Raw genomic sequence first — 19054 nt, forward strand, 5'->3', positions numbered from 1 at the left:
GGCGCCCCCGCCGTCGTCCTCGTCTCAGGCCTGCTCGGGCCCGGCGGCGATGCGATCCGCCTCGATGCGGGCGGACTCACTGCCGGAGAGGTCACCGATGCGGTGCACGCGCAGCGAGTTGGTGGAGCCGTGCACGCCGGGGGGCGAACCGGCGGCCACCACCACCAGGTCGTTGTTCTGCAGGCCCTTCTGCTCGCGCAGCAGCTCGTCGACCACGCCCACCATGGCGTCGGTGTCCTTCTGCATGGGCACCAGGTGCGCCTCGACGCCCCAGGTCAGGGCGAGCTGATGGGCGACCTCCTCGTAGGGCGTCATGGCCAGCAGAGGGATCGTGGGACGCAGGCGCGCCAGACGGCGGGCGGTGTCCCCGGACTCGGTGAAGGTCACCAGGTACTGGGCGGAGAGCTGATCGCCGATCTCCGCGGCAGCGCGGGTGATGGCACCGCCGCGCGTGTGCGGGATGGTGCCCAGCGGCATGATGCGGTCGGCGCCGTTCTGCTCGGTGTTGGTGATGATGCGGGCCATGGTCCGAACGGCCTCGAACGGGTAGGCGCCCACGCTGGTCTCACCGGAGAGCATGACGGCGTCGGCCCCGTCGAGGATCGCGTTGGCGCAGTCCGAGGCCTCCGCGCGGGTGGGCCGCGGATTGGTGATCATCGACTCCAGCACCTGGGTGGCGACGATCACGGGCTTGGCGTTGCGGCGGGCCAGCTCGATGGCGCGCTTCTGCACCAGCGGCACCTGCTCGAGCGGCAGCTCCACGCCGAGGTCGCCGCGGGCCACCATGATGCCGTCGAAGGCACCGACGATGGAGCGCAGCGCCCGCACCGCCTGCGGCTTCTCGATCTTGGCGATGACGGGGACGCGGCGTCCCTCCTCCTGCATGATGCGCAGCACGTCGTCCATGTCGTGGGCATCGCGCACGAAGGACAGGGCGATCATGTCGGCGCCCAGGCTGAGGCCCCAGCGCAGGTCGGCGATGTCCTTCTCGCTCATGGCGGGGACGGACACGGCGACGCCGGGCAGGTTGATGCCCTTGTTGTTGGAGACCGGGCCGGGGACCTCCACGACGGTGGTGACGTCGGTGTCGGAGACGTCCGTGACGCGGACGGTGACCTTGCCGTCGTCGATCAGCAGCACGTCGCCGGGGCGGCAGTCGCCGGGCAGGCCCTTGAAGGTGGTGGAGACGCGCTCCTTCGTGCCGACGATGTCCTCCGTGGTGATCACGAAGGTCTCTCCCACCTCGAGCTGGTGGGGGCCGTTCTCGAACTTGCCCAGGCGGATCTTGGGGCCCTGCAGGTCCACCAGCACGGCCACGTTGCTGTCGAGGTCCTTGGCGGCGCGACGGATGTTCGCGTAGACCTGCTCGTGATCGTCGTAGGTACCGTGGCTGAGGTTCATCCGGGCGACGTTCATCCCCGCCTCGATCAGCGTCCGGATCTGCTCGTAGGTGTTGGTCGCCGGACCAAGTGTGCAGACGATCTTGGCTTTACGCATGTCAACCCATCTGTAGAAGCGTGTACGGGTGCGCGCCCTGGGGCTCGGGAACGCCCGTAGGTGCTCCTGAGAACAGGGGGTCGCATCACCGGGATCCGTTCACAGTGTAATGGGCGAGGCCGACGGATGTACCGGGACCGGGAGCGCACTGCTGCCCATCAGGTGCGCATCGACCGCGGCGGCGGCCGCGCGTCCCTCCGCGATGGCCCACACGATGAGGCTCTGCCCGCGGGCGCAGTCTCCCGCGGTGAACACGCCGGGCGCACTGGTCTCCCAGGTCGCGGCGTGCTCGATGGTGCCGCGGCGGTGCCGGGTCACCCCGAGCGCCTCGGTCAGCGCCTCGCCGCCGGGGCCGGTGAAGCCCATCGCGATCAGCACCAGCTGGGCCGGCAGCTCGTGCTCGGTGCCCGGGGTGGGCACCCGGCGGCCGTCCTGGATGCGGGTGCGAGCCACCCGGATCCCCCGCACCGCTCCCTCGGCATCGGCCACGAACCCGGTGGTCGAGGCCAGGAACGATCGGTCCCCGCCCTCCTCGTGGGCGCTGCTGACCTCGAACAGCAGGGGGTGGGTGGGCCAGGGGTGCCCGGCATCGCGCTCGGCCGGGGGCTGCTGGCCGATCGCCAGGGTGGTCACGGAACGGGCACCCTGGCGCAGCGCGGTGCCCAGGCAGTCCGCACCGGTGTCGCCACCGCCGATGATCACCACGTCCTTGCCCTCGGCGGAGATCGGGTCGGCCACCCAGTCGCCCTCCACGGCCCGATTGGCCTGGGAGAGGTACTCCATGGCCGGGTGGATGCCGGTGGCCTCACGACCCTCGACCGGGAGGTCCCGGGGGGTCTGGGCACCGATCGCGAGCACCACCGCGTCGAAGCGGGAGCGCAGCTCCTGCACGGACAGAGCGTCCGGGCCGTCTCCCCCCACCTCGACACCGGTGCGGAAGCGGGTCCCCTCGGCACGCATTTGCTGAAGCCGCCGATCCACGTGGCGCTTCTCGAGCTTGAACTCGGGGATGCCGTAGCGGAGCAGTCCGCCGATGCGGTCGTCCTTCTCCAGCACCACCACGGTGTGCCCGGCGCGGGTGAGCTGCTGCGCGGCGGCCAGGCCCGCGGGCCCGGAGCCCACCACGGCGACGCTGCGGCCCGTCTGGCGGGTGGGCTCCACGGGCTGCACCCATCCCTCCTCGAAGGCCCGGTCGATGATGGAGACCTCGATGTTCTTGATCGTCACCGGGGGCTGGTTGATGCCGAGCACGCAGCTGGACTCGCAGGGGGCAGGGCAGGCGCGCCCGGTGAACTCGGGGAAGTTGTTGGTGGCGTGGAGGCGCTCGGCGGCCTCGCGCCAGTCGTCCCGGTACACCAGCTCGTTCCACTCCGGGATCAGGTTGCCCAGAGGGCAGCCCTGGTGGCAGAAGGGGATGCCGCAGTCCATGCAGCGGCCGGCCTGCCGGGAGACCCGGCTCAGGCCCTCAGGCCCCTCCTTCTCCCGGATCTCGTAGACCTCGCGCCAGTCCATCAGCCGCACCGGCACGGGCCGGCGCGGGGGCAGTTCGCGGTCGCGGTGCTTGAGGAAGCCGCGCGGATCAGCCATGGGAGCCCTCCAGGATCGTGTTCCACACCTCGTGGGAGTCGGGGTCGATGCCGTCCTCGACCGCGCGGTCGCGCAGCGCGGTCACCCGGAGGAACTCGCGCGGCGCGATCTGCGTGATCCGGGCGAGCGTCTCCTCCGGGGCCTCCAGCAGGTCCGCTGCCAGCACGGATCCGGTGCGGCGTGCGTGCTCGCGCAGGGCCTCCAGCACGAAGCCGCGGTGCTCCTCGCGCAGCGGCGTGATCTCGAAGGTCGCGGCGTCGGCCGGATTCAGGCGGGCGGGGTCGAGGTCCAGGACGAACAGGGTGCCGCCGCTCATCCCGGCACCGAGGTTGCGCCCGGTGGCGCCCAGCACCAGCACCGCGCCGCCGGTCATGTACTCGCAGCCGTGGTCGCCGATGCCCTCCACCACCAGGGTGGCACCGGAGTTGCGCACCCCGAACCTCTCCCCCGCCTCACCGGCCAGGAACATCCGGCCGCTGGTGGCGCCGTAGGCGCAGGTGTTGCCCGCGATGGTCATGGGTCCCGGCGAGGCATCCGGGCCGAGTCCCACGGCGATCACGCCGCCTGAGAGCCCCTTGCCGACGTAGTCGTTGGCGTCCCCGCGCAGCTCGATGCTCACGCCCGCCGGCAGGAACGCCCCGAAGGACTGACCTCCGGTTCCCTCCAGCTCGAGCCGGATGGTGTCGTCGGGCAGACCGGCACCCCGGTACCGCCGGGTCACCTCATGGCCCAGCAGGGTGCCGACGGTGCGCTGCGTGTTGCGGACGGTGTCGCGGATGACGACGGGCTCCCCCCGGTCCAGGGCCGGAGCGGCCTGCTGGATCCAGGGACGGTCGGCAGCGGTCTCCAGTCCGTGCTGCTGGGCGCGGCGTCGGCGCACGTGGTCGCCCTCGTGGATCCGCGGGGCCGCCAGCACGGGCGAGAGGTCGAGGCCCTGCTGCTTGTAGTGGCGCAGGGCGTCGTCCACGTCCAGCAGGTCGATGCGTCCCACGGCCTCGTCGATCGAGCGCAGTCCCAGGGACGCCAGGTGCTCGCGCACCTGCTCGGCGATGAACTCGAAGAAGGTGATCACGAACTCCGGGGTGCCGGTGTACCGCTCCCGCAGCTCCGGGTTCTGCGTGGCCACGCCCACGGGACAGGTGTCAAGGTGGCACACCCGCATCATGATGCAGCCGGAGACCACCAGCGGGGCGGTGGCGAAGCCGAACTCCTCCGCACCCAGCAGCGCTGCCACGACCACGTCGCGGCCCGTCTTCATCTGGCCGTCCACCTGCACGGTGATGCGGTCGCGCAGGCCGTTCAGCAGTAGGGTCTGCTGCGCCTCGGCCAGGCCCAGCTCCCAGGGGGTGCCGGCGTGCTTGAGGGAGTTCAGCGGGCTGGCGCCGGTGCCTCCGTCATGCCCGGAGATCAGCACCACGTCGGCGTGGGCCTTGGAGACCCCGGTGGCGACGGTCCCCACCCCGAAGCGGGAGACCAGCTTGACGTGGATGCGGGCAGCGGGGTTCGCGCACTTGGCGTCGTGGATCAGCTGGGCCAGGTCCTCGATCGAGTAGATGTCGTGGTGCGGCGGCGGGGAGATGAGGCCGATGCCGGGCGTGGAGTGTCGGGTACGGGCGATCCACGGATACACCTTGGGGCCGGGCAGCTGGCCGCCCTCACCGGGCTTGGCGCCCTGGGCCATCTTGATCTGGATGTCGCGCGCGAAGGTGAGGTACTCGCTGGTCACGCCGAAGCGCCCGGAGGCGATCTGCTTGATGGCGCTGGAGCGCTCGGGGTCGTGGAGGCGTTCGGGATCCTCCCCGCCCTCCCCGGAGTTGGACATGCCGCCCAAGCGGTTCATCGCCACGGCCAGGGTCTCGTGGGCCTCCTGGGAGATGGACCCGTAGCTCATGGCCCCGGTCATGAAGCGCCGCACGATCGAGTGGACGGGCTCCACCTCGTCCAGGGGCACCGCCGAGACGGCGTCGGTGCGCAGGCGCAGCAGCCCGCGCAGCGTCATCAGGTGCTCGGAGCGGTCGTCCACCAGGTCGGTGTAGCGGCGGAACTCCTCGTACTGCCGGGTGCGCGTGGAGTGCTGGAGGCGGAAGACCGTCTCCGGAGTGAAAAGGTGCGGCTCCCCCTCCCGCCGCCACTGGTACTCCCCTCCCACCTCGAGGCGGCGGTGCGGAGGGCGGGTGCCCTCCTCGGGGTGCGCTCGGCGGTGCCGGGCGGCGTTCTCCTCGGCGATGACGTCCAGGCCTATGCCGTCGATGCGGCTGGTGGTGCCGGGGAAGTACTCCTCCACGAGCCGGGCGGACAGCCCCACGGCCTCGAACAGCTGGGCCCCGCGGTAGGAGGCCACCGTGGAGATGCCCATCTTGGACATGATCTTCAGCACGCCCTTGCCGAGGGCCGTGATCAGGTTGGCGACGGCCTCGGGTCCGCTGACCCCGCCGACGACGTCGCGCCGCACCAGGTCCTCGGCGGTCTCCATCGCCAGGTACGGGTTCACGGCGCTGGCCCCGTACCCGATCAGCAGGGCGGCGTGGTGCACCTCGCGCACGTCCCCCGCCTCGACCAGCAGCGCGGCCCGGGTGCGTCGCCCGGTGCGGATCAGGTGGTGCTGGACGGCGCTGGTGAGCAGCAGGCTCGGGATGGGTGCGAGGCGGGCGTTGGAGTCGCGGTCGGACAGCACCAGGAAGGTGGCGCCCTCGTCGATCGCGTCCGTTGCCTCCTGGCAGATCTCGGCCAGGCGCCGCTCCAGTCCCTCCGCTCCCTCGTCCACCGGGTACAGGCCCTTGAGCCGCACCGCGTGCAGGTCCGCGGTGCGGGGCGAGGCCGAGACGGCGAGGATGCGGGCCAGCTGGTCGTTGTCGATGATCGGGAAGTCCAGGGCGAGCTGCCGGGCGTGGGCCGGGGTGGCGTCCAGCAGGTTGCGGGACTCCCCGATGCTCACCCGCAGGCTGGTGACGATCTCCTCCCGGATCGAGTCCAGCGGAGGGTTGGTGACCTGGGCGAACTGCTGCGTGAAGTAGTCGAACAGCAGGCGAGGGCGATCCGAGAGCACCGCGATCGGGGTGTCGGTGCCCATGGCGCCGATCGGCTCCACACCCTTGGCGGCCATCGGCGCGATCAGGATCCGCAGCTCCTCCTCGGTGTAGCCGAAGGTCTGCTGCCTGCGGGTGACGGAGGCCGGGGAGTGCGCGACGTGCTCCCGCTGGGGCAGCTGGTCCACGTGGACCTTCTGCTCGGACAGCCAGCGTCCCCACGGCTGCTGGCCCACGACGGACTCGCGCACCTCCTGGGCCGGGACGATGCGTCGCTGCACCAGGTCCAGGCAGAACATGTCACCGGGCGCCACACGGCCGCGGGCGGCCACCTGCTCGGGCTCCATCGGGATCATCCCCGCCTCGGAGCCCAGCACCACCAGGCCGTCCTCGCCGAGCCACCAGCGCAGCGGTCGCAGCCCGTTGCGGTCCAGGGTGGCGCAGGCCAGGGTGCCGTCGGTGGCCAGCAGCGCGGCGGGGCCGTCCCACGGCTCCTGGAGGCAGGCGTGGTACTCGTAGAAGGCGCGCAGGTCCGCGTCCATGGCCGGGTCGTTCTCCCACGGCTGCGGGACCAGCATCATCAGGGCGTGAGGCAGGGAGCGGCCGGACAGCTGGAGCAGCTCGAGGGCCTCGTCGAGGCTGGCGGAGTCGGAGGCCCCGGGCGTGTTCACCGGGAGCAGGCGCTCGAAGTCCTCGCCGAAGGCGTCGGTGGCCATGCGTCCCTCCGCGGCCCGCAGGCGGTTGCGGTTGCCCACCACGGTGTTGATCTCGCCGTTGTGGGCGAGCATCCGGAACGGCTGGGCCAGCGGCCAGGACGGGAAGGTGTTGGTGGAGAAGCGGGAGTGGACGATCGCCAGCTCGCTCTCGAACCGGTCGTCGCCCAGGTCCGGGTAGAACGCCTCCAGCTGGGCGGTGGTGAGCATCCCCTTGTAGACCATGGTGCGGGTGGACAGCGAGGGGAAGTAGGCCTCGGTCCCGTGCTCCACGCGGCGGCGCACCGCGAAGGCGGCCCGCTCGAGCGCCAGTCCGCTGCGGCGGGCCTCCGCATCCACCAGGATCAGCTGCTCGATGTGAGGGCGGGTGCGCTCCGCCGAGGGCCCCACCAGCCCGGTGACGACGGGGACCTCACGGCGGGCCAGCACCGTGAGCCCCTCGGATGCTGCGATCTGCTCCACGGACCGCAGCTGGGCCTCGCGCTCGCCCTGATCGCGGGAGAGGTACAGGCAGCCAGCCGCGTAGGCCCCGGCAGCGGGCAGCTCGACGTCCAGCACCGCCCGCAGGAAGCGGTCGGGCATCAGGGTGAGGATGCCGGCCCCGTCACCCGTGGTCTCCTCGGCACCGACCGCCCCGCGGTGGTCCAGGTTCTCCAGTGCGGTCAGCGCCAGGGCGACGATGTCGTGCCCGGCGGTGCCGCGCAGGGTGGCGACCAGGGCGGCGCCGCAGGCGTCCTTCTCGTCCTGGGGACGGTACAGCCCCTGTGCCGGAGGGACCGCCGAGAAGCGGGCGGACAGTGGTCGCATGCGCATCCCTCCTGGGGTGTGGGGAACCGGGAGAGGATATGCGCGCGGGCCATCGAAGCGCGCACAGGCTTCCGGAATGCGGACACCCGTGTCACAGGAAGGTCACGGCGATCATCGCCGCCGGGGCGTCGGCTCCGGCTGCTCGCCGCCCTCGCCGGCCTGCTCGGTGCTCGTTCCCGGAGCCGGTCCCGATGCGGTGCCCCCGCGGCGGTGGCCTGCACCGGCGACGGCGGGATCCGGCCAGTCGTAGGAGCCGTCCGCCGAGACCACCTCACCCCCGCGCTGATGCCTGCGCCTGGTGAGGTGCACGAACACGGCGATCGCCACCACGGCCATCACGATCGCCACCAGGGTGTGGATGCGCAGGGGGCCCACCATCAGCACGGGCTCACTGCGGATCGAGTCGATCCAGGCGCGGCCCGTGGAGTAGATCGCCACGTAGGCCCAGAACACGCGACCGCCGGCGAGCTGGAAGCGATAGGACAGGAACAGCAGCACAGCCATCCCGGCCAGCAGCCACAGCTGCTCGTACAGGAAGGTGGGGTGGTAGGTGCCGGGCTCGCAGCCGCCGATGCGGGTGCCGTTGGTCAGGCAGGTGACGTCCCATCCCCAGGGCAGGTCCGTGGGCGGGCCGTACAGCTCCTGGTTGAACCAGTTGCCCAGCCTCCCGATGGCCTGGGCGGCCATCAGGGTCGGGGCGATGGTGTCCGCCAGGGCGGCGAAGGAGACGCCCTTGATGCGGGACATGACGTACACGGCCAGCGCCCCGCCCGCGACGGCGCCGTAGATCGCCAGTCCGCCCTGCCAGATGTACAGGGCGGAGACCGGGTCACCCCCGGGACCGAAGAAGGGGGCGGGGGAGGTCAGCACGTGCCAGACGCGGGCGCCGATGATCCCCGCGAACACGGCGACGAACACGATGTCGAACAGATCGTCGCCGGAGCCGCCGCGCTTCTCCCAGCGCTTGGTGGCCCACCACTGGGCCACCGCGATCCCGGCCAGGATGCACACCGCGTACAGGTGCAGCGTCAATGGTCCCAGCGAGAAGGCGGAGACCGGGGGGCTGGGGATCAGGGCGAGGGTCATGCGCGCGCACCGCCGGGGGCGCGACGCGCGCGTTCGACGCCGGAACGGAGGTCGTCGGCGACGTCCGCCAGGGCACGGAGGTCCCCGCCGCAGCCCTCGTCCTGGGCCTGCAGCAGGGTGCGCACGAAGGCGGAGCCCACGATCACGCCGTCGGCGTAGGCGCCCACCTCTGCGGCCTGGGCGCCGGTGGAGACCCCGAGGCCGACGCACACGTTCGCGGCACCGGCCGCGCGGGTGCGCTCGACCAGGCCCTCGGTGGCGGCGGAGACGGAGGCACGGGTGCCGGTGACCCCCATGGTGCTGGCCGCGTAGACGAAGCCGGTGGTGTGCGCGACCACGTGCTGGAGGCGGTCCGGCGGGGAGCTGGGCGCCACCAGGAACACCCTGTCCAGCCCGTGGGCCTCGGAGGCCTCCAGCCATTCGCCGGCCTCGTCGGGGATCAGGTCGGGGGTGATCAGGCCCGCCCCACCGGCGGCGGCGAGGTCGCGCGCGAAGGGGTCCACGCCGTAGGCCAGGACCGGGTTCCAGTAGCTCATCACCAGGATGGCCGCTCCGCGGCCGGAGAGCTGCTCCACCGCCGTGATCACGTCGCGGTTGCGGATGCCGCCGGCGAGGGCGGAGGTGGCGGCGCGCTGGATCACGGGCCCGTCCATGACCGGGTCGGAGTAGGGCAGGCCCAGTTCGATCATGTCGGCACCGTGGTCGATCAGGGTGCGGGCGGCGTCGATCGAGCCGGCCAGGTCGGGGTACCCCACCGGGAGGTAGCCGATCAGGGCGGCGCGGTCCTCGGCGCGGGTGCGGTCCAGGACCTGTGCTGCTCGCAGTCGCTCGCTCATGCGTCCTCCTCGGTGCCCGCGGTCGCGGCGTCCATCGTGGTGCGCGCCAGCTCCAGCAGCGGCGCGAGGTCGGCCCGGCCGTGGCGGGGGGCCCCGTCGGTGCCGGTGGCGTCGGCGCCTGCCGGCTCCGTGCCGTCGTCGCTGCCATCGGCGGGATCGCCGTCGAGCAGCCCGAACCACTCCGAGGCGGTGTGGACGTCCTTGTCGCCGCGCCCGGAGACGTTCACCAGGATCACGGCCCCCTCCCCCAGCTCCTTGCCGAGGCGGAGGGCCCCGGCCAGGGCATGGGCGGACTCGATCGCGGGCATGATCCCCTCTGTCATCGACAGCAGCGCGAAGGCGTCCATGGCCTCGGCGTCGCTGATGGGCACGTACTCGGCGCGGCCGATCTCGGCCAGCCACGCATGCTCGGGGCCGATGCCCGGGTAGTCGAGGCCGGCGGAGATCGAGTGCGACTCGATGGTCTGGCCGTCCTCGTCCTGCAGCACGAACGAGCGGGCGCCGTGGAGCACGCCGGGGGTGCCGCGGTTCACGGTGGCGGCGTGCCGGGGCGTGTCCGCACCGTCGCCGGCGGCCTCGCAGCCGATCAGCCGCACGGTGCCGCCCTCCTCGGTGTCGTCGAGGAAGGCGTGGAAGATGCCCATCGCGTTGGAGCCGCCGCCCACGCAGGCCACCACCGCGTCGGGGAGCCGACCGGTGCGGTCGAGCACCTGGGCGCGCGCCTCCTCGCCGATGATGCGCTGCAGGTCCCGCACCAGGGTGGGGAACGGGTGGGGGCCCGCGACGGTGCCGAAGATGTAGTTGGAGGACTCCACGTTGGTGACCCAGTCGCGGAAGGCCTCGTTGATGGCGTCCTTGAGGGTGCGCGACCCATGGGCGACGGGGACCACCTCGGCACCGAGCAGGCGCATGCGGGCAACGTTGAGCGCCTGCCGGCGGGTGTCCTCCTCCCCCATGTAGATCGTGCACTCCAGTCCGAACAGGGCGGCGGCGGTGGCGGTGGCCACGCCGTGCTGGCCGGCGCCGGTCTCCGCGATCACTCGCTTCTTGCCCATGCGCACGGTGAGCAGTGCCTGACCCAGGACGTTGTTGATCTTGTGGGAGCCGGTGTGGTTGAGGTCCTCGCGCTTGAGCAGGATGCGCGCGCCCCCGGCGAGCTTCGAGAAGCGGGGGGCCTCGCTGAGCAGGGACGGCCGGCCGGTGTACTCCTCGGCCAGACGCTGCAGCTCTGCGATGAACTCCGGGTCCACGGCTGCCTTCTCGTACACCTCGGACAGCTCGTCCAGAGCAGGAACCAGGGCCTCGGGCAGGAACCGCCCTCCGAAGCTGCCGAAGTAGGGGCCGGTCTGGGAGCGCAGGTCACCGCTGGGGCGGGACAGGTCGGGCACGGTCACTGGGTGCCTCCTTCGGGGGCGGGGCGGCCGCGGCGTGCGACGTCGCGGAAGGTCTGGACGGTGGAGAGGGTGTCGCCCGAGGTCACCAGGGCCTCGCCCACCAGCACGGCATCGGCTCCGGCGCGGGCGTAGGCCTCGACGTCCGCCACGTCGGCCACGGCGGACTCGCCGATCGCCAGGATCTGCGGGGGAATCTGCCCGAGCAGGGCGGCGGCGCGCGCGAGGTCCACGTCGAGGGTCTTCAGATCGCGTGCATTGACCCCGACGATGGCGGGATCGATCGCGAGCGCACGGTCCAGCTCGGCTGCGGTGTGCGTCTCGACCAGGGCCTGCATCCCCAGCTCGGCGGTCAGGGCGTTCAGGTCGCGCAGCTGGGCGTCGTCCAGGGCAGCGACGATCAGCAGGATCAGGTCCGCCCCATGGGCTCGGGCCTCGAGGATCTGGTACGGGTCGACCACGAAGTCCTTGCGCAGCAGTGGCACGTCCACCCGGGCGCGCACGGCGTCGAGATCCGCGAGGGAGCCGTGGAAGCGGCGCTGCTCGGTGAGCACACTGATCGCCCCGGCACCACCGGCCTCGTAGATCGCGGCGAGCTCCGCCGGGGCGGGAATGCTGGCGAGCGCGCCCTTCGACGGGCTGGCCCTCTTCACCTCGGCGATCAGGCCCAGGGTGGAGCCGTCGCCCCGCAGCGACGCAGCGGCATCCAGCGCCGGCCCCCTCTCGCACACGAGGCTCTCGAGCTCGGCGCTGCCGACGGTGCGGCGGCGCTGCTCGAGGTCCTCGCGGACTCCCACGATGATGTCGTCGAGAACGGTTCCGGTACGGGTCACGGAGAGGCTCCTCAGGGATCGGGGGCGGGCCGGGCGGGCTCAGGCGCCGACGAACGAGACGGGGGCCAGGAACCAGAACGCCGGCAGGTTGCGCGCCACCGCGAAGAGGACTGCCAGCGCCACGCAGGTGACGAGCATCCACGTGGAGGGCCCCGGTGTGGACAGCCCCCGCATCCGTCGCAGCGCCCATCGGACCAGCACGAGGGCGAGCAGGGGCAGAGCCCCGATGATCAGCGCGTTGTTGCGCAGGGCGAAGGCCAGGTCCCCGTCCAGCAGGGCGTGCACGGAGCGGATCGCACCGCAACCGGGGCAGTGCAGGCCAGTGAGGTGGTACACCACGCACAGGGGGATGTCGGTGCGGAAAGGGTCGAAGACCATCTGCACGATCAGTGCGGTGCCGATGCCGCCCAGGACGAGAGCCGCGGGCAGCACGGCACGGCGCGGTCCGCGGGCGGCACCGACGGGCCCCCTCCGGGGGCGGTCGGTCCGCACCGCGGTGGTCACCGGTCCTCGGTCTTGGTGGACTTCTGGCCCAGCCCGACGAAGGACAGGCCGACTCCCGCGACGATCGCCAGGAGGATCACCGCGATACCGGCGATCCAGAGCGTGGGCTGGCTCCGCACCATCCCGAAGGCCACCAGGACGGCGCCCAGGACGACCCCCATGTTGAGGGTCCAGGCGGCCACGGTCTTGCCCTCGTTGTGGGGCGGGGGCGGCGGCACGGCGTAAGTCTTCGGCATGGTCCTTCTCCGGGTCAGGGCAGGGTCGGTCTCATTCTGCCACGTCGGGGCGCGAAGGCTCGTCGTCGTCCGCGGTGGGGTCCTCGCCACGGGTGAGCGCGTCCCAAGCGGCGGCCGGATCCTCTTGCGGCAGTGCCGCAGGACCGGTCGGTGCCTTTACCGCCGCGCTGCGGTACCGGCTGCCGCTGCTCCAGCGACCTCCCACCGTCAGCACGGCAACCCCGGCCGCGGCCACCAGCACGGCCGGCACCAGCGCCAGCAGCGGCCAGCTGCCTGCGGTGGCGTGGACCTCCCCGCCGAGCACCCCGGTGGCCCGGGCGACCCCGGCCCTGGATGCGGCCTCCGGGTCCAGGGAGGTGCCGAGCGCCAGCACGGCGGCCCCGGCCCCGGCGGCCAGCAGCACCGACCCGGTCACCCAGCGCAGCCAGCGCGAGGAGAGCGCGCTGGCCACGGAGGCCGCAGCGCCCGCCAGGGCCAGGGCGAGCACGCCGGGCGCTGCTTCCTGACCGGTCACCGACACGTCGATCACGGTGCCGGTGAGGTCCGGGGCGGTGGCGCGGATCCATTCCAGGGCCGTGGTGCCGGCCAGTGCGAGGGAGGCGGCCAGCCCGACCAGCACCACCAGGGGTCGGGTCAGACGGGTCCTGCCGGGGGCGCCGCTCATGCGGGCCGCAGGGTCTCGGCGGAGGCCACCGCGCGCAGTGCGGCGGCGGCCTTGGACTGGCTCTCGCGGTGCTCCATGGTGGGGTCGGAGTCGGCGACCACTCCCCCGCCGGACTGCACGTGGGCGGTGCCGTCCTTGAGCACGGCGGTGCGGATCGCGATCGCCATGTCCATGTCGCCCGCGAAGTCGATGTACCCGACGGTGCCGCCGTAGATGCCGCGCCGCACCGGTTCGAGCCGGTCGATGATCCGCAGCGCGGAGGGCTTGGGCGCTCCGGAGAGCGTGCCCGCCGGGAAGGTGGCGCGCAGGGCGTCATAGGCGGTGGCACCCTCGCGGATGCGGCCGGTGACGGTGGAAACGATGTGCTGGATGTGGGAGTAGCGCTGGATGTGCATGAAGTTCCGCACCACCACCGAGCCCGGGTCGCAGAACTTCTGCAGGTCGTTGCGGGCCAGGTCTACCAGCATCAGATGCTCGGAGCGCTCCTTGGGGTCGGCCAGCAGCTGCTCGGCCAGGTGCTGGTCCTCGGCCGGGTCCGCACCGCGGGGCCGCGAGCCGGCGATCGGGTGCGTGGTGGCGGTGCCCCCGCGCACGGTCACCAGGGACTCCGGGCTCGCGCCGACCACATCGATCGGCTCGCCGTCGGCGTCGGTGGTGCGCAGCAGGTACATGTAGGGGCTGGGGTTCATCCGCCGCAGCACCCGGTACACGTCCAACGGGTGCGCGGCCACCGGCAACGAGAAGCGCTGCGAGGGCACCACCTGGAAGATCTCGCCGTCGATGATGTCCTGGACGGCCTCGCGCACAGCGGCCTCGTACTCGAGCTGTGCGGTGCGGGCCTTGGGCTCGATGTCGCTGACGGTCTCGTAGACCATGGCGGCGGAGTCCAGCGGCCGGCGCAGCGCCGAGCGCATCGCCTCCAGTCGTTCGAGGGCGTCGTCGTAGGCGGCGTCCACACCGTCGGGGGTGCCGTTGAGGTTCAGCGCGTTCGCCACCAGCAGCACGGTGCTGTCGCGGGCATCGTGCACCGCGACGTCCTGGGCGAGCAGCAGGGAGAGGTCGGGCAGTCCGATCTCGTCGGGAGCGGAGTCCTCGAGCTTCTCCCAGTAGCGCACGGCATCGTAGGCCACGAATCCCACCAGGCCCCCGGTGAAGGGCGGCAGCTGGGGATCCCGGGCGGCCCGGAAGGCGGCCGCGACCTCGCGCAGCGCCTCCACCGGGGTGGTGCCCACGTCCAGGCCCACCGGGGCGTCCCCGATCCACCGGGCGGTGCCGTCCTGCTCGGTGAGCACCGCGCGGGCGCGGGAGCCGATGATCGACCACCGGGAGTCCTCGGCAGCGGCGGCCTGGCCTGCGGACTCCAGCAGGAAGGTGCCGCGGCCGTCCGTCCCGGCGGTGAGGCGGCGGTAGAGGGAGACAGGGGTGTCCTCGTCGGCCAGCAGGCGCACGGTGACCGGCACGATGCGCTGCTGGGCGGCCAGCGAGCGGAAGGTCTCGCGGTCCGGCTGGATGCGGCCCAGCAGGTGGCCCTCCCGGCCACGCACCAGCTCGGGATAGGCCTGGGCGTCGGGGACGGGCGCGGATGCGGGGGTGGTGCTCATGGGGTGCGCTCCGAGAGGGGAAGGACGTGGGCGGGCAGGTCGTTGCCGTCGAAGCAGGTGTGCGTGCCGCGGTGGCAGGCCGCGCCCACCTGGTCCACCTGGACCAGCAGGGTGTCGCCGTCGCAGTCGAGGGAGACCGAGCGCACCCACTGGACGTGGCCGCTGGTGTCGCCCTTGCGCCAGTACTCCCCGCGGGAGCGGGACCAGTAGGTGGCCCGTCCGGTGGTCAGAGTGCGGTGCAGGGCCTCGTCGTCCATCCAGCCCACCATCAGCACGCGGTGGTCGGTGGCGTCCTGCACCACGGCGGTGATCAGACCGGCCCGATCCCTCGTGAGCCGCGCAGCGATCTCGGGATCGAGGGAGCCGGCGGGGCTCGGCCCGGTCACAGTGCCTGCTCCAGCTCCCCGGCCCGATCGGTGCGCTCCCAGGTGAACTCCGGCAGCTCCCGGCCGAAGTGCCCGCCTGTCGAGGTGAGGCGGTAGATGGGGCGCAGCAGGTCCAGGGCGTCGATCAGGGCCGCCGGGCGCAGGTCGAACACGCGGCGCACGGCAGCAGCGATCTGGTGGTCCGGTCGCACACCCGTGCCGAAGGTCTGCACGTACAGGCCCATCGGCTCGGCCACCCCGATCGCGTAGGCGACCTGGACCTCGCAGCGCTTGGCGAGACCCGCGGCGACGATGTTCTTGGCCACCCAGCGCATCGCGTAGGCACCGGAGCGATCCACCTTCGAGGGGTCCTTGCCGGAGAAGGCGCCGCCGCCGTGGCGGGCCATGCCACCGTAGGTGTCCACGATGATCTTGCGGCCCGTGAGACCGGCGTCACCCTTGGGCCCGCCGATCACGAAGCGACCCGAGGGGTTGATGTGGCAGGTGACGTCGGAGACGTCCAGGCCGAGCTCACCCAGCTCCTCGAGCACGGGAGCGATGACCACCTTGCGCAGGGCCGGGGCCAGCTGGGTGTCGAGGTCGATCTCCTCGGCGTGCTGGCTGGAGACCACCACGGCCTCCACGCTGCGGGCGATGTCGTCCTCGTCGTAGCCGATGGTGACCTGGGTCTTGCCGTCCGGGCGCAGATAGGGCAGCACGCCGTCGCGCCGAGCGCGCGAGAGGTTGCGGGTCAGCGTGTGGGCGGCGTGGATCGGAAGCGGCATCAGCTCGGGGGTGTCGTCGCACGCGTAGCCGAACATGAGGCCCTGGTCCCCGGCACCGAGCCGGGCGTACTCCTCAGAGCTGCCGCCGCGGGATTCGAAGGAGGTCTCCACGCCGGCGGAGATGTCGTCGGACTGGGAGCCGATCGACACCTCGATGCCGCAGGAGTCGGCGTCGAAGCCCTTCTCGGAGGAGTCGTAGCCGATGTCCCGGATCACGTCGCGCACGATGCGCGCGACATCGCTGTACCCGCGGGTGCGCACCTCCCCGGCGACGTGCACCAGGCCCGTGGTGACCATGGTCTCCACGGCGACCCGGGCGTCCCGGTCCTGGGACAGCATGTCGTCGAGGATGGAATCGGAGATCTGGTCGCAGATCTTGTCGGGGTGGCCCTCGGTGACCGATTCGGACGTGAAGGTGCGCAGCTCGCTGGAGGTCATGGCCTCTAGGGTACGGCCGGGAGCCGACGCACGAGCTCATCGAGCACGGCGTGGGCGACCTGCGTCTTGCTGCCCTCGGAGCGGGCGACCTGCCGGCCCTCGGAGTCGAGGATCATCACGGAGTTGTCCGCCGATCCGAACACGCCGGTAGTGACGTCGTTGAACACCAGCAGGTCGGCGCCCTTGCGGCGGGCCTTCTGCGCGGCGAGCTCCAGGGCACTGTGCCCTGCGCCTCCGGTCTCGGCGGCGAACCCGACGATCGCCGGGCGGGGCTCCTCGCCGCGCCAGGTGACCGTGCTGCGCAGGATGTCCTCGGTGCGCCGCAGGGCGATCGCTGGGGCGTCCTGCTCGGCGGGGTCCTCGCTCTTCTTGATCTTGTCGGCGGAGCGCTCCGCGGCGGTGAAGTCGGCCACGGCGGCCGCCATCACCACGGCATCGACGTGCTCCCGCTGCTCGGCGATCAGCGAGGCGAGCTCGGCGGCGGTGACGACGTCGCGCCGGTCGACGCCCGGCGGGTCCTCGAGCTGCACGTTCGCCGCCGCCAGGGTGACGCGCGCACCGCGCACCAGGGCGGCGTGTGCGAGGGCCCAGCCCTGACGGCCCGAGGAGTGGTTGGCCAGGAACCGGACCGGGTCCAGCTCCTCCCTTGTGCCGCCGGCGCTGATCAGCAGGCGGCGGCCCTCCAGGTCGCGGTGCACGGCACCCAGGGCGGTGCGCGGGGCGGCGATGGCCGCGCGCGCCGCGTCCAGGATGGCGGCGGGCTCGGGCAGGCGACCGGGGCCGGAGTCCGGTCCGGTGAGGCGACCCACGGCAGGCTCCAGCACGACCAGACCGCGCTCGCGCAGCACCGCCACGTTCTCCACCGTGGCGGGGTGCTCCCACATCTCTGTGTGCATCGCCGGGGCGACCACCACCGGTGCCCGGGTCACCAGCAGGGAGGCGGTCAGGAGGTCGTCGCCGCGTCCCATGCGCAGGCGAGCGAGCAGGTCCGCGGTGGCGGGGGCGATCACCACCAGGTCGGCCTGCTGGCCGACCCGGACGTGAGCGACCTCCTCGACGCGCTCGAACACGCTGGTGAGCACCTCGTGGTGGCTGAGCGCCTCCCAGGTCGCGGTGCCCACGAACTGGAGGGAGGACGCGGTGGGGATGACCTGGACATCGGCGCCCTCACCGACAAGACCGCGCACCAGGTGCGCGGTCTTGTAGGCGGCGATGCCGCCGCCCACGCCCACCAGGACGCGGGCACCGGCGAGGCTGTTCATGGGATCGCGGGATTCGCGAGGATCAGAAGGTGAAGTCCGAGGGCGGGACCTCGGGGGCGTCGTCGCCGAGCACCAGGGGCGCGGGGCCGTCCTCCTGGGCGGCCTGCGCGGCTGCCTCCTCGGCCTCGTCGATCTCACGCACGGTGAGCAGGCCCTCGTCGATCTCGCGCAGGGCGATGGAGAGCGACTTCTCCTGGTTGTCGACGTCCACCAGCGGGCCCACGAACTCCAGCAGGCCCTCGGAGAGCTGCGAGTAGTAGGCGTTGATCTGGCGGGCACGCTGAGAGGCGTACAGGACCAGGGCGTACTTGGAATCGACGGTCTCCAGCAGGCCGTCGATCGGCGGGTTCGTGATGCCTTTGGGATGGGCGACGGTTCCGGCCACGGAAGTCCCTTCGTAGTGGTGGGTGCGACACTCCAGGATACGCGCCGGGGCGCGAGGGGGCCAGGAGGTGTGCGGAGGGGTCAGGTGAGGTCGCCCACGCCCATCAGGGCCGCCAGCTGGGCGGAGGCGCGGTCCACCGTGTCGTTGACGACGGTGACGTCGAACTCCCCCTCGGCGGCGAGCTCGATCCGGGCGGTGGCCAGACGGCGCTCCCGTTCCTCCTCGCTCTCGGTGCCGCGGCCGACGAGGCGCTGCACGAGGGTGTCCCAGTCCGGTGGGGCCAGGAACACGAACCGGGAGTCCGGCAGGGTCTTGCGGATCTGCCGGGCACCGGCGAGGTCGATCTCTAGGAGGACGGGCCGGCCCTCGGCGACGGCCTGCTCGACGGGCCCGCGGGGCGTGCCGTAGCGGTGGCGGCCATGCACGACGGCCCATTCCAGCATCTGGCCGGACTCCACCAGCTCGGTGAACTCGTCCTCGCTCAGGAACCGGTAGTGGACGCCGTCCCTCTCGCCGGGCCGCGGAGGCCGGGTGGTGGCGGAGACCGAGAGCCAGATCTGGGGATAGCGGGCGCGGATGGCGGCCGAGACGGTTCCCTTGCCCACCGCGGTGGGCCCTGCCAGGACCGTCACCGGGGCCGGCACCGCGCGGGGGCCGGCCCCCGGAGCGTGGGTCACTCGGAGAAGTGCGCGACGAGCTTCTCCGCCTGGTGGGAGCCGAGGCCGCGGATCTTGCGGGACGGGGAGATGCCGATCTCCTCCATGATCTGCTGCGCCTTGACCTTGCCGACGCCCGGGAGGGCCTCCAGCAGGGCGGAGACGCGCAGGCGGCCGATGACCTCGTTGGACTCGGCCTCCTTGAGGACCTTCGAGATCTCTTCGCCGCGACGGCCGGCGCTGTCCTTCAGGCGGGCCTTGATCGCCGCTCGCTCACGACGGGCCTCGGCGGCCTTCTTGAGGGCGTCCGCCCGCTGCTCGGGGGTGAGGGGAGGGAGAGCCACGGTTCTTACCTCTTGTTCTGTTGCGTTCGCAGTCGGAT

General features: G+C 72.2%; 17 protein-coding genes. All 17 read right to left on the reverse strand.

Going from position 1 to position 19054, the window contains the following annotated elements:
• Window positions 1-24: 24 nt before the first annotated feature.
• On the reverse strand, window positions 25-1497 hold the full coding sequence (pyk, locus tag M3B01_RS08550; RefSeq protein WP_259791177.1) for a pyruvate kinase: 1473 nt from the start codon (window positions 1495-1497) through the stop codon (window positions 25-27).
• Window positions 1498-1596: 99 nt separating this feature from the next.
• Window positions 1597-3084 carry a glutamate synthase subunit beta gene (locus tag M3B01_RS08555; RefSeq protein ID WP_259791179.1) on the reverse strand — a complete coding sequence of 496 codons (1488 nt, stop codon included), beginning with the start codon at window positions 3082-3084 and terminating at the stop codon, window positions 1597-1599.
• Window positions 3077-7630: a glutamate synthase large subunit gene (gene gltB, locus M3B01_RS08560; RefSeq protein WP_259791181.1), complete on the reverse strand. Its 4554-nt coding sequence runs from the start codon at window positions 7628-7630 to the stop codon at window positions 3077-3079. Before gltB ends, M3B01_RS08555 begins: the two co-directional genes overlap by 8 nt.
• 111 nt (window positions 7631-7741) lie before the next feature.
• Window positions 7742-8716, reverse strand: a complete 975-nt coding sequence (gene lgt, locus M3B01_RS08565) for a prolipoprotein diacylglyceryl transferase (protein ID WP_228019634.1) — start codon at window positions 8714-8716, stop codon at window positions 7742-7744.
• The gene (gene trpA / locus M3B01_RS08570; protein ID WP_259791184.1) at window positions 8713-9552 is read right to left on the reverse strand and encodes a tryptophan synthase subunit alpha; all 840 of its coding nucleotides are present in this window, start codon (window positions 9550-9552) and stop codon (window positions 8713-8715) included. Before trpA ends, lgt begins: the two co-directional genes overlap by 4 nt.
• Window positions 9549-10946: a tryptophan synthase subunit beta gene (gene trpB, locus M3B01_RS08575; protein ID WP_259791186.1), complete on the reverse strand. Its 1398-nt coding sequence runs from the start codon at window positions 10944-10946 to the stop codon at window positions 9549-9551. The genes trpA and trpB overlap by 4 nt, the downstream gene beginning before the upstream one ends.
• Window positions 10943-11776, reverse strand: a complete 834-nt coding sequence (gene trpC / locus M3B01_RS08580; protein WP_259791189.1) for an indole-3-glycerol phosphate synthase TrpC — start codon at window positions 11774-11776, stop codon at window positions 10943-10945. The genes trpB and trpC overlap by 4 nt, the downstream gene beginning before the upstream one ends.
• A 39-nt stretch (window positions 11777-11815) precedes the next feature.
• Complete coding sequence (locus tag M3B01_RS08585; protein ID WP_259791191.1) at window positions 11816-12280, reverse strand: DUF2752 domain-containing protein; 465 nt, start codon at window positions 12278-12280, stop codon at window positions 11816-11818.
• Complete coding sequence (locus tag M3B01_RS08590) at window positions 12277-12516, reverse strand: HGxxPAAW family protein (RefSeq protein WP_259791193.1); 240 nt, start codon at window positions 12514-12516, stop codon at window positions 12277-12279. The genes M3B01_RS08585 and M3B01_RS08590 overlap by 4 nt, the downstream gene beginning before the upstream one ends.
• 31 nt (window positions 12517-12547) lie before the next feature.
• The gene (locus M3B01_RS08595; protein ID WP_259791196.1) at window positions 12548-13180 is read right to left on the reverse strand and encodes a Trp biosynthesis-associated membrane protein; all 633 of its coding nucleotides are present in this window, start codon (window positions 13178-13180) and stop codon (window positions 12548-12550) included.
• Complete coding sequence (locus tag M3B01_RS08600; protein WP_259791198.1) at window positions 13177-14781, reverse strand: anthranilate synthase component I; 1605 nt, start codon at window positions 14779-14781, stop codon at window positions 13177-13179. The genes M3B01_RS08595 and M3B01_RS08600 overlap by 4 nt, the downstream gene beginning before the upstream one ends.
• On the reverse strand, window positions 14778-15167 hold the full coding sequence (gene hisI / locus M3B01_RS08605) for a phosphoribosyl-AMP cyclohydrolase (protein ID WP_259791200.1): 390 nt from the start codon (window positions 15165-15167) through the stop codon (window positions 14778-14780). Before hisI ends, M3B01_RS08600 begins: the two co-directional genes overlap by 4 nt.
• Entirely contained in the window at window positions 15164-16369 is a 1206-nt protein-coding gene (gene metK, locus M3B01_RS08610; RefSeq protein WP_259791202.1) for a methionine adenosyltransferase, read from the reverse strand. Before metK ends, hisI begins: the two co-directional genes overlap by 4 nt.
• Before the next feature lie 5 nt (window positions 16370-16374).
• Window positions 16375-17631: a bifunctional phosphopantothenoylcysteine decarboxylase/phosphopantothenate--cysteine ligase CoaBC gene (coaBC, locus tag M3B01_RS08615; RefSeq protein WP_259791204.1), complete on the reverse strand. Its 1257-nt coding sequence runs from the start codon at window positions 17629-17631 to the stop codon at window positions 16375-16377.
• Window positions 17632-17653: 22 nt separating this feature from the next.
• Window positions 17654-18016: a DNA-directed RNA polymerase subunit omega gene (gene rpoZ / locus M3B01_RS08620; protein WP_259791207.1), complete on the reverse strand. Its 363-nt coding sequence runs from the start codon at window positions 18014-18016 to the stop codon at window positions 17654-17656.
• An 80-nt stretch (window positions 18017-18096) separates the two neighbouring features.
• A complete protein-coding gene (gmk, locus tag M3B01_RS08625) occupies window positions 18097-18693 on the reverse strand; it encodes a guanylate kinase (RefSeq protein ID WP_259791211.1) in 597 nt (198 codons plus the stop codon).
• Window positions 18690-19016 carry an integration host factor, actinobacterial type gene (mihF, locus tag M3B01_RS08630; RefSeq protein ID WP_193866282.1) on the reverse strand — a complete coding sequence of 109 codons (327 nt, stop codon included), beginning with the start codon at window positions 19014-19016 and terminating at the stop codon, window positions 18690-18692. The genes gmk and mihF overlap by 4 nt, the downstream gene beginning before the upstream one ends.
• Between the last annotated feature and the right edge of the window lie 38 nt (window positions 19017-19054).

It is taken from the genome of Brachybacterium sp. p3-SID957 (genome assembly GCF_025144775.1).
Classification (GTDB): Bacteria; Actinomycetota; Actinomycetes; order Actinomycetales; family Dermabacteraceae; genus Brachybacterium; species Brachybacterium epidermidis.